We start from the raw sequence: 19,203 nt of genomic DNA on the forward strand, positions 1-19,203 counted from the left end.
CAAGGCCGTTCCCCACATCACATCGGAATCAGCCCGACAATCGCCCCATCCCGTGCCACTCCTCAATTCCCCCTCTCCGGTGGAGACTTGTCGACACAAGAGGAGTCGGACACATCGCCTCATGACGTGAGAATTCTGTGAGTGACTTATGTCACTCTGCTCGCCCCTGGACCTTCGCGGGGCCGTCGAGCTGTTCGATGGTGGCGATCGACGGGCCGCGCCGAGCGGCCACTTCGCGCGCCGCCGCCTCGGCGTCGCGCAACACCCGCAGCGCGTTGACCCACAGCAGCCTGGCCAGGTCTTCTTCCGACCAACGGCGGTGCAGCAGTTCGGCGACGAGATGCGGATAACCGGCCACGTCGGCGAGGTCCTCCGGCGTGAACGGCGTGCCGTCGAAGTCGCCACCGATACCGATATGGTCGATTCCCGCCACTTCGCGCATATGATCCAGGTGATCCGCCACGGTCGCGGCCGTCACCTGCGGCCGCGGGTGCGCCTCCTCGAACGCACGCCGCACGCGGACCGCTTCGTCGTCCGCGCCGAACGGGTCGAGGCCGCGGGCGGTCATGTGCTCGTCCACCTCCGCGGTCCACGCCACGGCGGCGGGCAGGACGAACTTCGGCACGAACGTGACCATCGCCACGCCGCCGTTGGCGGGGAGCATTTCCAGCACATCATCCGGAATGTTGCGCGGGTGGTCACACACGGCGCGAGCGGATGAATGGGAGAAAACGACCGGCGCCTCGGTGACGCGCAGCGCGTGGCGCATGGTCGAGGGCGCCACGTGGGAGAGGTCGACGAGCATGCCGACCCGGTTCATCTCGCGCACCACCTCCTCACCGAAGGCGGTGAGCCCGCCGTGCCGCGGCTCGTCGGTGGCGGAGTCGGCCCAGTCGGTGTTGTCGTTGTGCGTGAGCGTCATGTAGCGCACGCCGAGCCGGCGGAAGGCGCGGAGGGTGGCGAGCGAGTTGGCGATGGAGTGCCCGCCCTCGGCCCCCATCAGCGAGGCGATCCGCCCGTCGGCCCGCGCCGCCTCCACCTCGTCGGCGGTCACGGCGAGCCGCAGCTCCCCGGGATAGCGGTCCACGAGCCGGCGCACCACGTCGATCTGCTCCAGACACGCGCTCACGGCGGCGTCCCCGGCCAGCTCGGCGCTCACGTACACGGACCAGAACTGCGCCCCCACCCCGCCGGCCCGCAGCCGCGGGAGGTCGGTGTGCAGCCGCGCGCTCTGGTCGACGGCGATGTCGCGCCGGTCGATGTCGTACGTCACCTGCTCGCGCAGGGCCCAGGGAAGGTCGTTGTGCCCGTCGACGACGGGATGCGCCCGCAGCACCTCGCGCGCACGCGCGAGCAGTTCGCCGGTCATAAGGTCGTCCTCCCTGCGCGGATAGCGTGAGACACACGCTATCCGCGCAGGCTGACAGCCGGACGACCGGGCCCTGATCGGACGGTGTGTCAGCCCGCGTGGGTGGTCTTGCGGCGGAGGCGGGTGCCTTTTTCGCGGGCCTGGTGGTTCAGGTCCTCCTGGAACGCCGTCATCCGGGCGCGGAGGTCCTCGTCGTGGGTGGCCAGGATGCGGGTGGCCAGGAGGCCCGCGTTGCGGGCGCCGGCCACGGAGACCGTGGCGACCGGGACGCCCGCGGGCATCTGGACGATGGAGAGCAGGGAGTCCATGCCGTCGAGGTACTTCAGCGGGACCGGGACGCCGATGACCGGGAGGGGGGTGACGGAGGCGAGCATGCCCGGGAGGTGGGCGGCGCCGCCGGCGCCGGCGATGAGGGTGCGCAGGCCGCGGGGCGCGGCCTGCTCGCCGTAGGCGATCATCTCGTGCGGCATCCGGTGTGCGGAGACGACGTCGACCTCGTACGGGACCTCGAACTCGTCCAGGGCCTGCGCCGCCGCCTCCATGACCGGCCAGTCGGAGTCGGAGCCCATGACGATGCCGACCAGCGGGCTGTTCTCCGCGCTCATGCGTAGCTCATTCCGTGATCGTCCCCCGCAGGTAGTCGGCGGCGTGGCGGGCGCGGGCGCGCACGTCGGCCAGGTCGTCGCCGTAGGTGTTGACGTGGCCGACCTTGCGGCCGGGCTTCACGTCCTTGCCGTACATGTGGATCTTCAGCCCCGGGTCCCGGGCCATGCAGTGCAGGTACGCCGGGTACATGTCGGGGTAGTCGCCGCCGAGGACGTTCGCCATCACCGTCCACGGCGCGCGCGGGCGCGGGTCGCCCAGCGGCAGGTCGAGCACGGCGCGCACGTGGTTGGCGAACTGCGAGGTGACGGCGCCGTCCTGCGTCCAGTGACCGGAGTTGTGCGGGCGCATGGCCAGCTCGTTGACGAGGATCCGGGGCTCGCCGTCCGGCCCGTCCGCCTCGAACAGCTCCACCGCGAGGTGGCCCACCACGTCCAGCTCCATCGCGATGCGCAGCGCGAGCTGCTGCGTACGCACTGCGTCCTCCGGCGCCAGCCCGGGCGCCGGGGCGAGGACCGTGTCGCAGACGCCGTCGACCTGGATCGACTCCACCACCGGGTACGCGACCGCCTGGCCGCTCGGCGAGCGGACGACGTTCGCGGCCAGCTCGCGGCGGAAGTCCACCAGCTCCTCGGCCAGCACCGGCACCCCCGCGCGGAACGGGGGCGCGGCGTCCTCTTCCGTACGGACGACCCACACGCCCTTGCCGTCGTACCCGCCGCGGACCGTCTTCAGCACGACCGGGAAGCCGCCGCCCTCGCGCGCGAAGCGCGCCACGTCCGCCGGGTCCGCCACGATCCGGTGCCGCGGGCAGGGGATGCCCAGCTCCGTCAGCCGGGCCCGCATGGCGCCCTTGTCCTGCGCGTACACCAGCGCGTCCGGGCCCGGCCTGACCGCGACGCCCTCGGCCTGGAGGGCCCGCAGATGCTCGGTCGGTACGTGTTCGTGGTCGAACGTGATCACGTCGCAGCCGCGGGCGAACTCACGCAGCGTGTCGAGATCGCGGTAATCCCCGACGACCGTGTCACCCGCCACCAGGGCGGCGGAGTCCGTACGGGTGCCGCTGAGGAGCTTGAACCTGATGCCGAGGGGGATGCCTGCCTGGTGGGTCATCCGGGCGAGCTGTCCCCCGCCGATCATGCCGACTACCGGGAATGTCACGCGTCCCAGCGTATCGGCCGGCCGGGCGGAGCCGCCCCCTCCGTCGGCGGGCCCGGTTAGCATGAGGGCTCCGGCCCGCCGGAGAAGACCGGGACCAGGGGAACACCACCGACCATCGGAGTCTGACGATCTTGATGAGTGCACGGCAACCGGGGGCAACGCGGCTGCGCCGCCTGAGCCGCGAGGTGGCCGAGTTCGCCGCGGTCGGGGGCATCGGTGTCCTGGTCAACCTGGTGGTCTTCAACCTCGTGCGGAACTCCACGGAGCTTCCCGTGGTCCGCTGCAGCATGATCGCGACGGCCGTCGCGATCATCTTCAACTACATAGGCTTCCGGTACTTCACCTACCGCGACCGGGACAAGACCCGGCCCCCGCGCGAGTTCACCCTGTTCCTGGTCTTCAGCGCCGCCGGGCTCGTCATCGAGAACGGCCTGCTGTACGTGGCCACGTACGGGTTCGACTGGGACACGCCACTGCAGAACAACATCTTCAAGTTCCTGGGCATCGGGGTGGCGTCGCTGTTCCGCTTCTGGTCCTACCGGAGCTGGGTGTTCCGTGCGGTGCCCGCGGCCCGGCCCGCCGCCGCGCCCGCCGATGCCGGCGAAGCCGGTGACATAGCCGTGGCCCCCGAGGTGCGGATCCCGGGCGGCCGGCGGAAGCCGCGGGAGGCCAAGGAGCCGGAGGAGCCGGGGGAACCAGGGGAACCGGAGGAACCCGAGGCGCAGGAAGAGGCGGTCGCGGCGCGGCGGTAGCGTCCGCGCCCCGTACGAGCCCTCACGTATCGCGTACGCGCCCCCTCCACCCCCGCAAGCCCTCCCGCGCGCCCCGTGCCCGAGCCGGCCGCGTGCGCCGCACGCCCCCTCAGTGTTCCTCGTGCTCCCGCGCGAGGAACAGCGCGAACGTCGTCGGCTTCTGCTGCACCAGCTCCAGCCGCCCTCCGTCCGCCTCCGCCAGGTCGCGGGCGACCGCCAGCCCCAGCCCCGTCGAGTTGCGCCCGCTGACCGTGCGCTCGAAGACCCGCGAGCCGAGGTCCGCCGGGACGCCGGGACCCTCGTCGGTGACCTCCACGACCACCTGGTTGCCCGTGACCCGGGTGCGCAGCGCGACCGTCCCCGCGCCGTGCATCAGCGCGTTCTCGATCAGCGTCGCGAGCGCCTGCGCCACCGCACCCGGCGTGCCCACCGCGCGCAGGTCCTTCTTGCCGGAGCGGACGATCGCCCGCCCCTCGCCGCGGTACGCGGGCCGCCACTCCTCCAACTGCTGCTTGACGACCTCGTCCAGGTCGAAGCCCATGCCCGAGCCGGCCTTGGGGTCCCGGGACTTGGTCAGCAGCCGCTGCACCACGTCCGTCAGCCGCTCCACCTGGGTGAGCGCGACCGCCGCCTCCTCCTTGACCGTCGCCGGGTCGTCGGTCAGCGCGATCTCCTCCAGCCGCATGGACAGCGCGGTCAGCGGCGTACGGAGCTGGTGCGAGGCGTCCGCCGCCAGCCGCCGCTCGGCGGTGAGCATCCGCGCGATCCGCTCGGCGCTGGCGTCCAGCACGTCGGCGACGCGGTCCAGCTCGGGGACGCCGTAGCGGCGGTGGCGGGTGCGCTGGTCGCCGGAGCCGAGGCGCTCGGCGGTCTCGGCGAGGTCGGTGAGCGGGGCGGTGAGCCGGTTGGCCTGGCGGACGGCGAGCAGCACGGCGGCGCCGACGGCGAGCAGCGCCACCGCGAAGATGATCAGCAGGGTCTGGCCCAGCTCGTCGTTGACCCGGTCGCGGGCCTCCATGACCGTGACCCGCTCGCCCCTGCTGCCGGTCTCGGTGGCCTCGATGACCGAGCCCTCGGGCCGCTCCCCCATCTTGAGCGGCGGCCGGCCCGGCAGCTCCACCTCCGCGTACCGCCCGTCCGTGACCTGCCCGGCGAGCGCCTGGCGGGTCACCCGCGCGTCGTCGGCGATCTTGCCTTCCACGACGCTGAACAGCCGCACGGCCTCGGACTGCACCCGGTCGCGCGCGGCGGCCTCGATGGTGCGGGTCTCGACGATGACGAGCGAGACGCCGAAGACGGCGATGACGACGAGCACGACCGCGAGGGTGCTGTTGATGAGCCGTCTGCGCATGGCTGCCTGAGGCCGCGGGCGGCCGGCCTAGCTCTTCTCGAAGCGGAAGCCCACTCCGCGGACCGTCGCGATGTAGCGGGGGTTCGCGGCGTCGTCGCCGAGCTTCTTGCGCAGCCAGGAGATGTGCATGTCGAGCGTCTTGGTGGAGGACCACCAGGTGGTGTCCCACACCTCGCGCATCAACTGCTCGCGCGTGACCACCCGGCCCGCGTCCCGCACCAGCACCCGCAGCAGGTCGAACTCCTTCGCCGTGAGCTGCAGTTCCTCCTCGCCGAGCCAGGCCCGGTGCGAGTCGGTGTCGATGCGTACGCCGTGGGTGGCCGGCGGCTGCGCCTCGGTGGAGCCGCGGCGCAGCAGGGCCCGGACCCGGGCGAGCAGCTCGGCGAGGCGGAAGGGCTTGGTGACGTAGTCGTCGGCGCCCGCGTCGAGGCCGACGACGGTGTCCACCTCGTCCGCGCGGGCGGTGAGCACCAGCACGGGGAAGCCGTGCCCGTCGGCGCGCAGCCGCCGGCACACCTCCAGGCCGTCCATGCCGGGGAGGCCCAGGTCGAGCACGAGGAGGTCGACGCCGCCGCGGAGCCCGGCACCGAGCGCCGTGGGACCGTCTTCCCGTACCTCCACCTCGTAGCCCTCCCGGCGCAGCGCGCGGGCAAGCGGTTCCGAGATGGCCGCGTCGTCCTCGGCCAGCAGTACTCGGGTCATGGTGCGATGGTAGACCTCCGGTCACCGAGAGTGTGCCGGTGGCGTCGGGTTCTCTCACCTCCCGGTACGCGCTCGAACGTCTCGGCGGCGTCCGTGCGCCGGTTCGCGCCGTCCGCCTGATCGCGGTCGCCGGATCGCGGCGCGCGGGGTTGTCGGCGACCATGAGGGCACCGGGCCGGCCGGTCCGCGGGAGGCGGGTGCGATGGCTGCGGTACGGGTCCGGTGGCGTCGGCGGCTCGTGACCGCGGCGCTGGGGACCGCCGCGGCGCTCACGGCGGTGGTGCTGCCGGCCGGGATCGTGCCCGCGGAGCGCACGGCGGAGCGGATGGCGGAGCAGCGGCCCGGCGCGGACGGGGCGCTCAGGCGGAGCGTCGAGGCGTACGGGGAGCATCCGCGGCAGCGCGTCACCGTCCACTGGCAGCCGCGGCGGGCGCTCCGGGGCGGGCTGGTCGTGGTGCACGGGGGGTACTGGTCGTACGACACCGACTGGGAGCACTGGGCGCGGGACTTCGCCCGGCGCGGCTACGCGGTCTTCGACGCCGGCTACCGCCTCACCCCCGAGGTGTCGTGGCCGGCGCAGCGGGACGACGTGCTGGCGGCGCTGCGGTGGGTGCGGCACCACGCCGCGGGGTACGCCGTGGATCCGGCGCGGGTGGGGGTGCTGGGCTCGTCGGCGGGCGGGCAGCTCGCCGTCGCGGCGGCCACGTACGGGGCGGGGGCCGCGCACAGCGCCGGGGTGGTGGCGCTGTCGCCGGTGGCGTCGCCGTACCGGGCCTGGCTGGACGGCGGGGCGCCGGGGGCGACGGCGGCGGAGCGGCGGCTGCGGGCGAGCGCGGAGCGGCTGGCGGGGTGCGTACCGGACGGCACGCCGTCGCTGTCGGCGGACCCGGGGTGCCGGCGCGCGTGGTGGTCGCTGGACCCGCGGAGCACGGCGTCCGGGCGGGACGACGCCCCGATGCTGCTGCTGCACTCGGCGCACGACTTCGTGCCCGCGTACCACTCGGAGCAGGTGGCGGCGGCGGAGCGGGCGCAGGGGATGCCCGCGGGGGACGTCCGGGTGCGGGTGGTGCCGGGCAGCGCGCACGGGATGCGGCTGCTGACGGAGCCGGGGGTGGTCGGGGAGATCGAGGGGTGGCTGCGGGAGCGGATCGGATAGGCGTACGCGCCGGGCGGGGGCGTGCGACGATCGGCTCGTACGACGTGCGGCTGGCGGGACACGTACGACTTACGGCAAGCGGCTCGTACGGCGAACCGCCAGTGCGGCGTACGACGGGCTAGAGCGGCGCGGACAGCTCCGCCCACACGGTCTTGCCCACCACTCCGGGCTCCCGCTGCACGCCCCAGTCGAGGCACAGCCGCTGCACGATGAACATCCCGTGCCCGCCCGGCCGGCTGGCGCGGTGCGGGGTGCGCGGCTCGGGCGTGCCGGTGCCGGAGTCGCTGACCTCCAGCCGCAGCACCTTGCCCGCCGTGCGCAGCCGCAGCTCGTCCGGGCCGCCGCCGTGCAGGCAGGCGTTGGTGACCAGCTCCGAGACGACGAGCAGGACGTCCTCCGCGGCCGCGCGCTGCTCCGCGTTGACCGCGGGCAGCCAGCCCCAGTCCTCCAGGGCCCGGCGGGCGAAGTCGCGGGCGCGGGGCACCATGCCGCTGGCGCCGACGAGCCGCAGCCGGCGGACCTGTCCCGCGGGGGCGGGCTCGGCGGCCGGATCGTCCGCGGCGGCGCCGTCCGGGCGCGCGGGCGCGGCGGCGCCGCTGCCGGCCTCGCCCTCCGGCGGCAGTGCGCCCGGCGGCAACGACCTGAAGCTCATCGCCTCACGACACCCCCTTCGCGCAACCGCACGCCCGCTCGCGCACCCGTCCGCGCATTCGTGCCCTTCCTGCCCGTTCCAGAAGTTTCGCCTGGGCTTCTGCCCTACGAGATCGCGGAAACACCCCCGAGTTTCCCCGGGACACTGTGACGCGCATCACCTGACGCACCGGCCCCACCCGGCATCCGGTGACCGGGAGGTCACTCCACGAGGGCGGCCTCCAGGGTGTCGTGCAGCGAGAAGACCGCCTCCGCACCCGTGATCTCGAAGACCCTGGCCACCACCGGCTGCAGCCCCGCGAGGTGCACACCTCCGCCGTCGGCCTCCGCTTTGAGGCGGGCGCCGAGGAGCACGTTCAGCCCGGTCGAATCGCAGAACTCCAGGCGCGAGCAGTCGAGTACGAGCCGGCTGCGGCCGCCGGCGATACATCGCTCCAGCGGCTCCCGCAGCACCTCGGCCGTGTGGTAATCGAGTTCACCCGCAGGTGTGAGGACGGCGCTCCCGCCATGGACCCGCACGTCGACGTGCAGTCGGCCGCGGCTCGGGCTTCCGGCGGTTCCGGCGTCCATGCGCGCTTGTCTCCTGACCTCGGGCTGTCGTGCGATGCAGCTCCGACCCTACGCCTTTGGTCACACGTTCGGCACCCGAACAGCCAACATAATAGGGCAAATATGGACACCTGATTCTTGCACCGGAGGAGAGAAGCGGGTAGGGCTAGAAGCACTCACCACACGTGGCCTTGGGAGGCGCCGCAGACCACAAGCGGACAAGAACTGGCATCGGCAGCCGCATTGCCGAGAACGATGGAGGACAAATGTCAACCCGGCTCGACGCCGCGGCGAGCACGCCGCCGGCACGACCCCACGCCGAGCACGGCGACGACCACACTGAGCACCACGGCGCGGACACCGTCGTCTCCCGTGGCGGGCCCGGCGGCGAGGACGCCGCCGACCAGGCCACCGAGGACATCGCGAGCATCGCGGAAACCGCGAGCGGCGCTGACGCCGCTGACGCCGCCGGCATCGCGGCGGCCTCGTTCACGGGGAGCATCGACGAGCTGGAGGGCATCGCCTTCGACGAGGTCGCCCCCGCGGACGCGCGGGCCATGTCCAAGACCCTCTTCGACCGGCTCGGCACCCTCGAAGAGGGCACCCACGAGTACTCGTACGTGCGCAACACCCTGATCGAACTCAACCTGGCGCTGGTGAAGTTCGCCGCCTCCCGGTTCCGCTCGCGCAGCGAGCCGATGGAGGACATCATCCAGGTCGGCACGATCGGGCTCATCAAGGCGATCGACCGCTTCGAGCCCGCCCGCGGGGTGGAGTTCCCCACCTTCGCGATGCCGACGATCATCGGCGAGATCAAGCGCTTCTTCCGCGACACCTCCTGGTCCGTACGCGTCCCGCGGCGGCTGCAGGAGCTGCGCCTCGACCTGGCGAAGGCGGGCGACGAGCTGGCACAGCAGCTCGACCGCGCCCCCACGGTCGACGAGTTGGCCGAGCGGCTGGACATCGGCAGGGACGAGGTCATCGAGGGCATGGCCGCCTCGAACGCCTACACCGCCAGTTCGCTGGACGCGCAGCCCGAGGAGGACGACTCCGAGAGCGCCCTCGCCGATCGCATCGGCTACGAGGACCACGGCCTGGAGGGCATCGAGTACGTCGAGTCCCTCAAGCCGCTGATAGCGGAGCTGACGCCGCGCGACCGGAAGATCCTCTCGCTGCGCTTCGTGGCCAACATGACCCAGTCGGAGATCGGCGAGGAGCTGGGCATCTCGCAGATGCACGTCTCCCGGCTGCTGTCGCGGACGCTGGTGCGGCTGCGCAAGGGGCTGATGGTCGAGGAGTGAGCCGGAGACCGGGCCGCGGACCGGACACCGGACCGCGGACCTGGCCGAGAGCCGCCTCCCCGGGTTTCCGGGGAGGCGGTGCCATGATCGGCCCATGGCCTCCCCCCGGCGGCGGCCCGGCCGCCAGGGCCCGGTGCTCGCCCTGCTCACGGCGCTGGCGCTGGCGTGGACGGGCGCGTGCGCGATGCCGGGCGGGGACGGCCCGGAGCCGTCTGCTGCTGGCACCTCTTCGTACGAACCGGACCCCGGCGGCGACGAGTGGACCCCCTGCCCGCTGACGGGCATGGAGCAGCGCGAGTGCCGCGGCGTCACCGTGCCCGTCGGCGGCGGCAGCCACGAGACCCTCCGCCTCGCGCTCTCCCGGCTGCCCGCCCGCGACCCCGCCCGCCGCATCGGCGCGCTCGTCCTCGCGCCCGGCGGGCCGGGTCTGTCGGGCCTCCAGGAGGCCGTGTCCGCCGGCGTCGACTACCCGCGCGCGCTGCGCGACCGATTCGACATCGTCGGCTACGACCGCCGCGGCACCGGTCGCAGCCACCGCGTCGACTGCGGCGAGCCCCGCGGCGCCCTCGACCGCCTCGGCACCGCGCGCAGCCTCCGGCTCGTCCGGGACGTCACCGCCGTCGACGCCGCCGCCCGCGACTACGTCGAGGGCTGCCGCCTCGCCTACGGCCCGCTGCTGGCCCGCCTCGGCTCCCGCGCGGGCGCGACGGACCTGGAGCGGGTCCGGCGGGCGCTGGGCGAGGAGCGGATCAGCCTGCTGCTGCACTCGTACGCCACGGTGGCCGGCCAGGTCTACGTCACCCGCCACCCTGAGCGGGTGCGCGCGGCGGTCTTCGACGGGGTCGTCGACCCGGACCGGCCGGGCACGTCCTACGTACTGAGGACGCTGCACACCCGCGAGGAGCTGGACGACGAGCAGGTGCCGGAGCCGGGCCCCAGGGCCGTACCGAAGGCGGTGCCGTCCGACGTGCGGGCGGCATTCGACGAACTGGACCCGGGACCGCCGCCCCTCGCGCTCTTCCTGGGCGTCCACTGCACGGACTTCCGGTGGCCGGGGAACGTGCGGGCGCTGCTGCGGGAGCTGGACGACGCCCACGAGGCGCGGTGGCGTACGCGGACGGTGGCGCGCGACTACGCACCCTGCGTGCACTGGCCGGGGCGCGGGGAGCCGCTGGGCGCGGTCCGGCCCGGGGCCGGTGAACGGGGCGCAGACGGAGCCGTTGACGGGGACTACGGCGCGGCCGACGGGGCGGATCTGCTGCTGATCAACAGCGAGGACGACATCCGCACGCCGGCGGCGGGCGCGGAGCGGGTGGCGATGCGGTTCCGGGCGCCGCTGCTGACGGTGCCGGGCAGGCGGCACGGGCTGGTGGGCTTCGGCAACGAGTGCGCGGAACGCGCGGCGGTGGAGCATCTGACGGCGCGCCCCGCGGCGGACCCGGACGCGAACCTCAGTTGCTGACCGGCCCGCCGGGACCGGCCGCCGCTCCTCAGTTGCCGCCCGGCGCGCACGCGCCCGCCGTCGCTCCTCAGTTGCCGCCCGCCGTCACCCGCTCCCCCCGGCGCCACACCTCCGCCACCAGGGGCACCCCCGGGCGGTACGCCAGGTGTACGTGGCTCGGCGCGTCCAGCAGTGCCGCGTCCGCCCGCGCGCCCGGTGCCAGGCGGCCCACGTCCGTGCGCCGCAGCGCCGCCGCGCCGCCCGCCGTCGCGGACCACACCGCCTCGTCCGGCGTCATGCCCATCTCCCGTACCGCGACGGCGACGCAGAACGGCATGGAGCTGGTGAACGACGAGCCCGGGTTGCAGTCCGTCGACAGCGCCACCGTCGCGCCCGCGTCCAGCACCCGCCGCACGTCCGGGTAGACGGCCCGGGTCGAGAACTCGCAGCCCGGCAGGAACGTCGCCACCGTCACCCCCGACGCCAGCGCCGCCACGTCCGCGTCGGTCAGGTGCGTCAGGTGGTCCGCGGACGCCGCCTCCAGCTCGACGGCGAGCTGCACCCCAGGCCCGTACGACAGTTGGCCGGCGTGCACCCGCGGGGTCAGGCCGCGTACCTTGCCGGCGGCGAGGATCGCCCGCGCCTGGTCGCCGTCGAACGCCCCCTTCTCGCAGAAGACGTCGATCCACCGCGCGTACGGCGCGCAGGCGTCCAGCATCTCGCCGGTGACCAGGTCGACGTACGCGCCCGGATCGTCCGCGTACTCCGGCGCGACGACATGCGCACCGAGGTACGTGACCTCCTCCACCTGCTCCGCCGCGACCCGCAGCCCCCGCGCCTCGTCCGCCGCCGTCAGCCCGTAGCCGGACTTCGTCTCCAGCGTCGTCGTGCCCTGCCGGAGCATCTCGCGGACGAACCGGGCGAGGTTCGCCGCCAGTTCCTCGTCGGTTGCGGCGCGGGTCGCGGCGACCGTCGTGCGGATGCCGCCTGCCCCACGCTTTTGATAGGACGCGGCCGGGCGCCCCGACATCCGGGCGGCGAACTCGCGGGTGCGGTCGCCGGCGAAGACGAGGTGGGAGTGCGAGTCGACGAAGCCCGGGAGCAGCGCCCGCCCCGCCGCGTCGTACGCGGTGTCCGCTGCCGGCGCCGCGTCCGCCGCGCCGACCCAGGCGACGCGGTCGCCGTCGAAGACGACGGCCGCGTCCTCCAGCAGGCCGAGCGGCCCGTCGCCGAGGGCCGGGTCGTTGGTGACGAGGCTGCCGATGTTGACGATGGCTGTGGCGGTCATGTCCTGCCCTCGTGGGTCGGGGTGGCGTGCGGGACGGGAATACGGTTCCGTGGGCCGGTGGTGTGCGGGACCGGGGTACGGGAGTCAGCCGCGCAGCGCCGCGATCGCCGCCGTCAGCGCCCCCGGTACGTCCTTCACGAGCGCGTGCACCCCGTCCCGTACGACGTGCCGGCCCCCCACCACCGTGTGCCGCACGTCCGCCGCCGTCGCCGCGAACACCGCCGCCTCCGCGCCCAGCCGCGGCACCGCGCCCGCCGTGCGCACGCTGTCCAGTGCCACGGTGGTGAAGTCCGCGAGCCCGCCCGGCTCCAGCCGGGCCGGCGCGTCCCAGCCGAGGGCCTGGTAGCCGCCCTCGGTGGCGGCGCGCAGCAGTTGGTGGGCCGTCCAGTGGCCGCGGCGGCGGGTGCGCAGCCGCTCGTTCAGCTCCAGCGCCCGCGCCTCCTCGAAGAGGTCGATCACGGCGTGGCTGTCGCTGCCCAGCGACAGCGGGCTGCCCGCCCGCTCCACGGCCGCGGCAGGGCCGATGCCGTCCGCGAGGTCCCGTTCCGTGGTGGGGCACATGCAGACGCCCGTGCTGCTGCGGCCGAGGAGGGTGAGGTCGTCGGCGGTGAGGTGGGTGGCGTGCACGGCGGTGGTGCGGAGGCCGAGGACGCCGTGGTCGGCGAGAAGGCGGGCGGGGGTGACGCCGTGGGCGGCGATGCACGCCTCGTTCTCGGCGGGCTGCTCGGAGAGGTGGACGTGGAGCGGGACGCGGCGGTCGGCGGCCCAGCCCGCGACGGTGGCGAGCTGTCCCGCGGGCACCGCGCGTACGGAGTGGACGGCGGCGCCGACGCGGACGGTGTCGTCGTCGGGTTCGAGGGCGCCGGCGCGTTCTGCCCACGCGTCGGCGTCGCCGTCGCTGAAGCGGAGCTGGTGCCGCCCCGGCGGCTGCCCGAAGCCGGCGGCCAGGTACGCGGTGTCGAGCAGGGTCAGCCGGATCCCGGCCGCCGCGGCGGCGGCGATCAGCGCGTGGCCCATGGCGTTGGGGTCGTCGTAGCGGGCGCCGCCGGGCGCGTGGTGGACGTAGTGGAACTCGCCGACGCAGGTGATCCCGGCGAGCGCCATCTCGGCGTAGACGGCGCGGGCGAGGTCGTAGTACGTGCCGGGGGTGAGCCGGTCGGCGACGCCGTACATCACCTCGCGCCAGGTCCAGAACGTGCCGGAGCCGACCTGGACGGTGCCGCGCAGCGCGCGGTGGAAGGCGTGGCTGTGGGCGTTCGCCAGACCGGGGAGGGTGAGCCCGCGCAGGACGGTGGCGCCCGGCGGCGGCGCGGGGACCGCGGTCCGTACCGTGGCGAGCAGCCCGCCGGACGCCGCCGCCTCCAGGACGACACCGGGTTCGACGACCCCGCCGACCCATGCCTGTTCCGCCCAGTACGTCGTCACGCGGCCCCTTCCGACCGTGGTACGGAGCTGCCGTCGCAGGACAGGTCCGCCAGCACGTCCGCGAGCGCCCGTACGCCCGCCGCGCAGTCGTCCTCGTCCGCCGACTCGGCCGGCGCGTGCGAGACGCCGGTCGGATTCCGTACGTACAGCATGGCCGCCGGCACCGCCCCCGACAGGATCCCGGCGTCGTGTCCCGCCCCCGTCGGAAGCAGGGGCGCGCCGCCGAGGCGCGCGGCGAGGCGGTCGCGCAGGGCGTGGTCGAAGTCGACGACGGGCGTCAGCGACTCGCGGGTGACCTCCAGCGCCGTGCCGTCGCGTCCCGCGCGCTCGCGGGCGGCCTGCTCGACGGCGGCGACGAGGGTGTGGAGGGTCTCCTCGTCGGCGGCGCGCGAGTCGAGCCAGCCGCGGACGAGCGAGGGGATGGCGTTGACGCCGTTGGGCTCGACGGCGACCTTGCCGAAGGTGGCGCGGGCGCCGGCCTGCGCTGCCTTCTTGCGGGCGGACAGCACCGTGTGGGCGTAGGTCAGCATCGGGTCGTGGCGGTCCTCCATGCGGGTCGTGCCCGCGTGGTTGGCCTCGCCGCGGAAGTCGAACCGCCAGCGGCCGTGCGGCCAGATCGCCGACGCCACGCCCACCGCGTGGTCCGTACCGGCGAGCGCCACGCCCTGCTCGACGTGCAGCTCGACGAAGGCGCCGAGGCGCGCCAGCCGCTCGGGGTCGGGGCCGATGCCGTCGGGGTCGTGGCCCGCGCGCTCCATCGCCTGCGGCAGGGTGACGCCGTCGGCGTCGCGCAGTTCGTGCGCGGCGGCGGTGGTGAGCTGCCCGGTCGTGAGCCGGGAGCCGACGCAGGCCAGGCCGAAGCGGGCGCCTTCCTCGTCGCCGAAGTTGACGACGCCGAGGGGGCGCCCTGGGCGGACGCCGCGGGCGCGCAGCTCGTCGAGGGCGGCGAAGGCGGAGACGACGCCGAGGGGGCCGTCGAAGGCGCCGCCGTCGGGTACGGAGTCGAGGTGCGAACCGGTGACGACGGCGCCGCCTGCGGCGGGGTCGCCGAGCCAGGCCCACTGGTTGCCGTTGCGGTCGGTCTCGTACGCGAGCCCGCGCGCGCTCGCCTGCGCCCGGAACCAGGCCCGGCAGTCGGCGTCCGCCGCCGTCCACGCGAACCGGCGGTAGCCGCCGGAGGGCGCGTACCGCCCGAGGGGGCGCAGCTCGCGCCACATCTCCTGGAACGAGGACGGGCTCACGCGGGTCCGCTTTCCGCGTTCTCCCGCATCGGTACGCGCACGCCCCGCTCGGCGGCGATCTCCTCGGCCCGCTCGTAGCCCGCGTCGACGTGCCGGATGACGCCCATGCCGGGGTCGTTGGTCAGCACCCGGCGGATCTTCTCGCCCGCGAGCGCCGTGCCGTCGGCGACGGTGACCTGTCCCGCGTGCAGCGAGCGGCCCATGCCGACGCCGCCGCCGTGGTGGAGGGAGACCCAGGAGGCGCCGGAGGCGACGTTGACCATGGCGTTGAGCAGCGGCCAGTCCGCGATGGCGTCGGAGCCGTCGCGCATGGCCTCGGTCTCGCGGTACGGGGACGCCACCGAGCCGCAGTCGAGGTGGTCGCGGCCGATGACCAGCGGCGCGGCCAGCTCGCCGCTCGCGACCATGTCGTTGAACCGCTCGCCGGCCCGGTCGCGCTCGCCGTAGCCGAGCCAGCAGATGCGGGCGGGCAGGCCCTGGAACCGCACGCGCTCGCCGGCCAGCCGGATCCAGCGGGCCAGCGACTCGTTCCCGGGGAAGAGGTCGAGGATGGCGCGGTCGGTGGCGGCGATGTCCCCCGGGTCGCCGGAGAGCGCGGCCCAGCGGAAGGGGCCCTTGCCCTCGCTGAACAGGGGGCGGATGTAGGCGGGTACGAAGCCGGGGAAGTCGAAGGCGCGGGCGTAGCCGGCGAGCTTGGCCTCGCCGCGGAGGGAGTTGCCGTAGTCGAAGACCTCGGCGCCGGCGTCCTGGAAGCCGACCATGGCCTCGACGTGCCGGGCCATCGACTCGCGGGCGCGGACGGTGAAGTCGGCGGGCTTCTCGGCGGCGTACGCGGCCATGTCGGCGAAGTCGACGCCGAGGGGCAGGTACGCGAGCGGGTCGTGGGCGGAGGTCTGGTCGGTGACGATGTCGATCGGGGCGCCGGCGGCGAGCAACCGGGGCACCAGTTCGGCGGCGTTGCCGAGGACGCCGACGGACAGCGGGCGGCGGGCGTCGCGGGCCTCGGTGGCCAGCCGCAGGGCGTGCTCCAGGCTGTCGGCCTTCGCGTCGAGGTAGCCGTGCTCCAGGCGGCGCTCGATGCGGGAGGGGTCGCACTCGATGCAGAGCGCGACGCCGTCGTTCATGGTGACGGCGAGCGGCTGGGCGCCGCCCATGCCGCCGAGTCCCGCGGTGAGGGTGACGGTGCCGGCGAGGGTGCCGCCGAACCGTTTCGCGGCGACGGCGGCGAAGGTCTCGTACGTGCCCTGGAGGATGCCCTGCGTGCCGATGTAGATCCACGAACCGGCGGTCATCTGGCCGTACATGGTCAGCCCCAGGGCCTCCAGCCGGCGGAACTCCTCCCAGGTGGCCCAGTCGCCGACGAGGTTGCTGTTGGCGATGAGGACGCGGGGCGCCCACTCGTGGGTCTGCATGACGCCGACGGGGCGGCCGGACTGGACGAGCATGGTCTCGTCGGGGCCGAGGGTCGTCAGCGTACGGACCATGGCGTCGAAGGAGTCCCAGTCGCGGGCGGCCTTGCCCGTGCCGCCGTAGACGACGAGCTTGTCGGGGTGCTCGGCGACCTCGGGGTCGAGGTTGTTCTGCAGCATCCGCAGGGCGGCTTCCTGCTGCCACCCGCGGGCACCGGGCTGGTTGCCGCGCGGGGCCCGCACGGGTCGGGGTCCTGCCATGCCTGCCTCCTGGCGCGCACCGTCCGTTCCTGAATGAACAGAAACACATCCTGGCGCGACTGAATTACCCTAGTCAAGGCCGCCTCGCGTCCGACAGTTGGACGCCGTACGACAGCATTTGCGGACGGATGATTGACTGCCGCCATGCCTGACGACGAGCCCGTTCCCGTGCCGCAGGATCTCCCGCTCGCCGCCCGCCGCGACCTGGCGGTACGCGCGGCGCTGGCCGGGGGCCTGGTGTCCGACGCCGAGCCGGTGGTGGGGCTGCTGGACGTCGCGGGCATCCGCGAGTCCGCGGCCGCGCTGCGGGCCGCGTTCGACGAGGTGATCGCGCCGGGGACGCCGGTGCTGCACTCCTTCGCGGTCAAGGCCGCTTCCCTGGTGCCGGTGCTGCGGCTGCTCGCCGACGAGGGCCTGGGCGCGGAAGTGGCCAGCCCCGGGGAGCTGGAGCTGGCCCGCGCGGCGGACGTACCCCCGGACCGCACCGTGCTCGACTCCCCCGCCAAGACCGCCGCCGAACTGCGCGGCGCCCTGGCCCTGGGCATCGCGGTCAACGCCGACAACCCCGAAGAGCTGGCCCGCATCGATGCCCTGGTCCGCTCGGCGCCGACCCGCTCGACGATCGGCGTACGGGTCAACCCGCAGGTCGGCGGCGGCAGCATCGGCGCGATGAGCACGGCGACGGCCACGTCGAAGTTCGGCGTGACGCTCCAGGACGAGGGCGCCCGCGACTGGCTGGTCCGCGCGTACGTCGACCGCCCCTGGCTCACCGCGCTGCACACCCACACGGGCTCGCAGGGCGTGCCGCTGCCGCTGATGGCGGCGGGGGTGCGCGCGGCGTACGAACTGGCGGAGGAGATCAACGCGGCCGCGGGCCGGCGGCAGGTCACCACGCTGGACATCGGCGGCGGCCTGCCGGTCAACTTCGACTCCGACGAGGTCACGCCGGCGTTCGCGGACTACGCCCGGCTGCTGCGCGCCGGGATCCCGGGCCTGTTCGACGGCCGCTACGCGCTGATCACGGAGTTCGGCCGCTCCCTTCTGGCGAAGAACGGCCTGGTGCTGGCCCGCGTCGAGTACGCCAAGTCCGCCGGCGGCCGCCCCATCGCGGTCACCCACGCGGGCGTCCAGGTGGCCGTACGCACGGTCTTCGCCCCGGACTCCTGGCCGCTGCGCGTGACGGCGTACGACGCGGCAGGCCACCCCAAGACGGGCACCCCGGTCGCCCAGGACGTGGCGGGCCCGTGCTGCTTCGCCGGCGACCTGGTGGCCCGCGCCCGCGCACTCCCCCCGCTGGCGGCAGGCGACCACGTGGCGCTCCTCGACACGGGCGCGTACTACTTCTCCAACCCCTTCTCCTACAACAGCCTCCCCCGCCCGGCGATCCACGGCTTCACGACGGACGCCACCGAGGTCCGCTTCGCCACGGTCAGAACAGCCCAGACCCTCCCGGAGATCGTCAAGGAATCCGGCGGCAACCACAGCAGGTCCCTCACCACTCTGACCTGACGCCGCGGCGGCTGACATGCCCGAGGCCGCGGACTGGCCGGCCCCTGCGGTGAGACGGCCGCCGGCGAAGGACAGCACCCCGGAAAACCGATGTCGCGGTGTGGTCTCGCTCTGTTAGTACTTCGTCATGCCCGAGACAGCCCGGACGGACCACGTCGCCATCGTCACCGGTGCCAACCACGGAATCGGGGCGGCAGTGGCAAAGGCCCTTGCCGCTCGCGGCGTTGCCGTGCTCTGCACCTACCTGCGCGAATCCGGCGAGGAGGCGACGGACGACTACCGGCGCGCCCGGTCCGCCGGAGGGGAGGCGGTCGTCGAGGAGATCCGCGAGGCAGGAGGGCGGGCCGAGTCCCTCGAAGCGGATCTGAGCGATCCGGCGGCCCCTGCGGCCCTCTTCGACGCGGCAGAGCAACGCCTGGGCGCGGTCGACATCCTGATCAACAACGCGTCCGGCTGGATCCAGGACTCCTTCGCGCCCCGGCCGGCCGACCGGTTCGGCCGGCCGCTGCGCGCGGTCACCGCCGAGACGTGGTCCCAGCAGTTCGCCGTCGATGCGATGGCCCCCGCCCTGCTGATCGGCGAGCTGTCCCGGCGCCACCGCGCCCGCGGGGCCGCCTGGGGACGCATCGTGGGCCTCACCTCGGGCGGAGACCTCGGATTCCCCGGTGAGGTCTCCTACGGGGCCGCGAAGGCCGCTCAGACCGACTACACCTTGTCCGCCGCGGCGGAGTTGGCCGATCTCGGCATCACCGCGAACGTCGTGCACCCGCCGGTGACCGACACCGGCTGGATCACCGACGAGGTCCGCGAGTTCGTCGCGTCGAGCGGCACGCACTTCCACGTCGCCGCGCCGGCCGACGTCGCCAGGGCCATCGTGTTTCTCACCTCCGACGACGCCGCCCTCGTGACGGGCAACATCATCACCCTCCGCTGAAGCCGCGCAGCTCCGGCCCGGGGGTCCGGGGCGGGGATGACTCCGGGGCCGGGGCCGCGGACCGGAAGGCACCCCAAGCTCGGGTCCGGGGGAGGTGTAC

17 protein-coding genes are annotated in these 19,203 nt (G+C 74.1%); 6 read left to right on the forward strand and 11 right to left on the reverse strand.

What is annotated here, in order from left to right; translation table 11 throughout:
• Positions 1-151 precede the first annotated feature (151 nt).
• From OG946_RS12750 to OG946_RS12760, 3 genes are all read right to left on the reverse strand, one after another.
• Complete coding sequence (locus OG946_RS12750; RefSeq protein WP_326796228.1) at positions 152-1,369, reverse strand: dipeptidase; 1,218 nt, start codon at positions 1,367-1,369, stop codon at positions 152-154.
• A gap of 89 nt (positions 1,370-1,458) precedes the next feature.
• Positions 1,459-1,974: a 5-(carboxyamino)imidazole ribonucleotide mutase gene (gene purE, locus OG946_RS12755; protein ID WP_326796229.1), complete on the reverse strand. Its 516-nt coding sequence runs from the start codon at positions 1,972-1,974 to the stop codon at positions 1,459-1,461.
• Between the two features lie 7 nt (positions 1,975-1,981).
• Positions 1,982-3,112, reverse strand: a complete 1,131-nt coding sequence (locus tag OG946_RS12760) for a 5-(carboxyamino)imidazole ribonucleotide synthase (RefSeq protein ID WP_442814611.1) — start codon at positions 3,110-3,112, stop codon at positions 1,982-1,984.
• 155 nt (positions 3,113-3,267) lie between these two features.
• On the opposite strand from OG946_RS12760, the gene OG946_RS12765 reads away from it, so the two are divergent.
• Positions 3,268-3,885, forward strand: coding sequence for a GtrA family protein (locus OG946_RS12765; protein WP_326796231.1), 618 nt, complete (start codon positions 3,268-3,270; stop codon positions 3,883-3,885).
• A gap of 109 nt (positions 3,886-3,994) precedes the next feature.
• Here the strand turns inward: OG946_RS12765 and OG946_RS12770 are convergent, their stop codons facing one another.
• Both OG946_RS12770 and OG946_RS12775 read right to left on the reverse strand, forming a co-directional pair.
• Entirely contained in the window at positions 3,995-5,236 is a 1,242-nt protein-coding gene (locus OG946_RS12770) for an ATP-binding protein (protein ID WP_326796232.1), read from the reverse strand.
• A gap of 27 nt (positions 5,237-5,263) precedes the next feature.
• Positions 5,264-5,938, reverse strand: coding sequence for a response regulator transcription factor (locus OG946_RS12775; protein WP_047016091.1), 675 nt, complete (start codon positions 5,936-5,938; stop codon positions 5,264-5,266).
• A 202-nt stretch (positions 5,939-6,140) separates the two neighbouring features.
• Here OG946_RS12775 and OG946_RS12780 point away from each other — a divergent pair, with 202 nt between their 5' ends.
• The gene (locus OG946_RS12780; protein ID WP_326796233.1) at positions 6,141-7,094 is read left to right on the forward strand and encodes an alpha/beta hydrolase; all 954 of its coding nucleotides are present in this window, start codon (positions 6,141-6,143) and stop codon (positions 7,092-7,094) included.
• A gap of 118 nt (positions 7,095-7,212) precedes the next feature.
• Here the strand turns inward: OG946_RS12780 and OG946_RS12785 are convergent, their stop codons facing one another.
• Both OG946_RS12785 and OG946_RS12790 read right to left on the reverse strand, forming a co-directional pair.
• A complete protein-coding gene (locus tag OG946_RS12785) occupies positions 7,213-7,746 on the reverse strand; it encodes an ATP-binding protein (protein WP_326796234.1) in 534 nt (177 codons plus the stop codon).
• A gap of 200 nt (positions 7,747-7,946) precedes the next feature.
• Positions 7,947-8,315 (reverse strand): STAS domain-containing protein, encoded by a 369-nt coding sequence (locus OG946_RS12790; protein WP_326796235.1) that lies wholly within the window; start codon positions 8,313-8,315, stop codon positions 7,947-7,949.
• Positions 8,316-8,560: 245 nt separating this feature from the next.
• Between OG946_RS12790 and OG946_RS12795 the strand changes: the two genes are divergently transcribed.
• Positions 8,561-9,595, forward strand: coding sequence for an RNA polymerase sigma factor SigF (locus OG946_RS12795; protein WP_326796236.1), 1,035 nt, complete (start codon positions 8,561-8,563; stop codon positions 9,593-9,595).
• A 94-nt stretch (positions 9,596-9,689) separates the two neighbouring features.
• Positions 9,690-11,057, forward strand: coding sequence for an alpha/beta fold hydrolase (locus OG946_RS12800; protein ID WP_326796237.1), 1,368 nt, complete (start codon positions 9,690-9,692; stop codon positions 11,055-11,057).
• Positions 11,058-11,124: 67 nt separating this feature from the next.
• On the opposite strand, the gene hutI is transcribed toward OG946_RS12800, so the two are convergent.
• The 4 genes from hutI to hutU form a co-directional block, all read right to left on the reverse strand.
• A complete protein-coding gene (hutI, locus tag OG946_RS12805; protein ID WP_326796238.1) occupies positions 11,125-12,324 on the reverse strand; it encodes an imidazolonepropionase in 1,200 nt (399 codons plus the stop codon).
• Positions 12,325-12,408: 84 nt separating this feature from the next.
• Complete coding sequence (locus OG946_RS12810) at positions 12,409-13,749, reverse strand: formimidoylglutamate deiminase (RefSeq protein ID WP_326796239.1); 1,341 nt, start codon at positions 13,747-13,749, stop codon at positions 12,409-12,411.
• Entirely contained in the window at positions 13,746-14,966 is a 1,221-nt protein-coding gene (locus OG946_RS12815) for an allantoate amidohydrolase (RefSeq protein WP_326800237.1), read from the reverse strand. The genes OG946_RS12810 and OG946_RS12815 overlap by 4 nt, the downstream gene beginning before the upstream one ends.
• Positions 14,967-14,986: 20 nt before the next feature.
• Positions 14,987-16,660, reverse strand: a complete 1,674-nt coding sequence (gene hutU / locus OG946_RS12820) for a urocanate hydratase (protein WP_326796240.1) — start codon at positions 16,658-16,660, stop codon at positions 14,987-14,989.
• Positions 16,661-16,804: 144 nt separating this feature from the next.
• Here hutU and OG946_RS12825 point away from each other — a divergent pair, with 144 nt between their 5' ends.
• Together OG946_RS12825 and OG946_RS12830 are read left to right on the forward strand one after the other, a co-directional pair.
• Positions 16,805-18,169, forward strand: coding sequence for a diaminopimelate decarboxylase (locus tag OG946_RS12825; protein WP_326796241.1), 1,365 nt, complete (start codon positions 16,805-16,807; stop codon positions 18,167-18,169).
• 127 nt (positions 18,170-18,296) lie between these two features.
• Positions 18,297-19,103: an SDR family oxidoreductase gene (locus OG946_RS12830; protein ID WP_326796242.1), complete on the forward strand. Its 807-nt coding sequence runs from the start codon at positions 18,297-18,299 to the stop codon at positions 19,101-19,103.
• Positions 19,104-19,203 lie beyond the last annotated feature (100 nt).

It is taken from the genome of Streptomyces sp. NBC_01808 (assembly GCF_035917395.1).
In the GTDB taxonomy this organism is placed as follows: Bacteria; Actinomycetota; Actinomycetes; order Streptomycetales; family Streptomycetaceae; genus Streptomyces.

Bases quoted from the DNA above. Each gene is read 5' to 3' on its own strand.
- OG946_RS12815 (WP_326800237.1), bottom strand. From the start codon at position 14,966: ATGTGGCGCGAGCTGCGCCCCCTCGGGCGGTACGCGCCCTCCGGCGGC.
- OG946_RS12800 (WP_326796237.1), top strand. From the start codon at position 9,690: ATGGCCTCCCCCCGGCGGCGGCCCGGCCGCCAGGGCCCGGTGCTCGCC.
- purE (WP_326796229.1), bottom strand. From the start codon at position 1,974: ATGAGCGCGGAGAACAGCCCGCTGGTCGGCATCGTCATGGGCTCCGAC.
- OG946_RS12790 (WP_326796235.1), bottom strand. From the start codon at position 8,315: ATGGACGCCGGAACCGCCGGAAGCCCGAGCCGCGGCCGACTGCACGTC.
- OG946_RS12770 (WP_326796232.1), bottom strand. From the start codon at position 5,236: ATGCGCAGACGGCTCATCAACAGCACCCTCGCGGTCGTGCTCGTCGTC.
- OG946_RS12785 (WP_326796234.1), bottom strand. From the start codon at position 7,746: ATGAGCTTCAGGTCGTTGCCGCCGGGCGCACTGCCGCCGGAGGGCGAG.
- hutI (WP_326796238.1), bottom strand. From the start codon at position 12,324: ATGACCGCCACAGCCATCGTCAACATCGGCAGCCTCGTCACCAACGAC.
- hutU (WP_326796240.1), bottom strand. From the start codon at position 16,660: ATGGCAGGACCCCGACCCGTGCGGGCCCCGCGCGGCAACCAGCCCGGT.
- OG946_RS12780 (WP_326796233.1), top strand. From the start codon at position 6,141: ATGGCTGCGGTACGGGTCCGGTGGCGTCGGCGGCTCGTGACCGCGGCG.
- OG946_RS12825 (WP_326796241.1), top strand. From the start codon at position 16,805: ATGCCTGACGACGAGCCCGTTCCCGTGCCGCAGGATCTCCCGCTCGCC.
- OG946_RS12795 (WP_326796236.1), top strand. From the start codon at position 8,561: ATGTCAACCCGGCTCGACGCCGCGGCGAGCACGCCGCCGGCACGACCC.
- OG946_RS12750 (WP_326796228.1), bottom strand. From the start codon at position 1,369: ATGACCGGCGAACTGCTCGCGCGTGCGCGCGAGGTGCTGCGGGCGCAT.
- OG946_RS12760 (WP_442814611.1), bottom strand. From the start codon at position 3,112: ATGATCGGCGGGGGACAGCTCGCCCGGATGACCCACCAGGCAGGCATC.
- OG946_RS12830 (WP_326796242.1), top strand. From the start codon at position 18,297: ATGCCCGAGACAGCCCGGACGGACCACGTCGCCATCGTCACCGGTGCC.
- OG946_RS12775 (WP_047016091.1), bottom strand. From the start codon at position 5,938: ATGACCCGAGTACTGCTGGCCGAGGACGACGCGGCCATCTCGGAACCG.
- OG946_RS12765 (WP_326796231.1), top strand. From the start codon at position 3,268: ATGAGTGCACGGCAACCGGGGGCAACGCGGCTGCGCCGCCTGAGCCGC.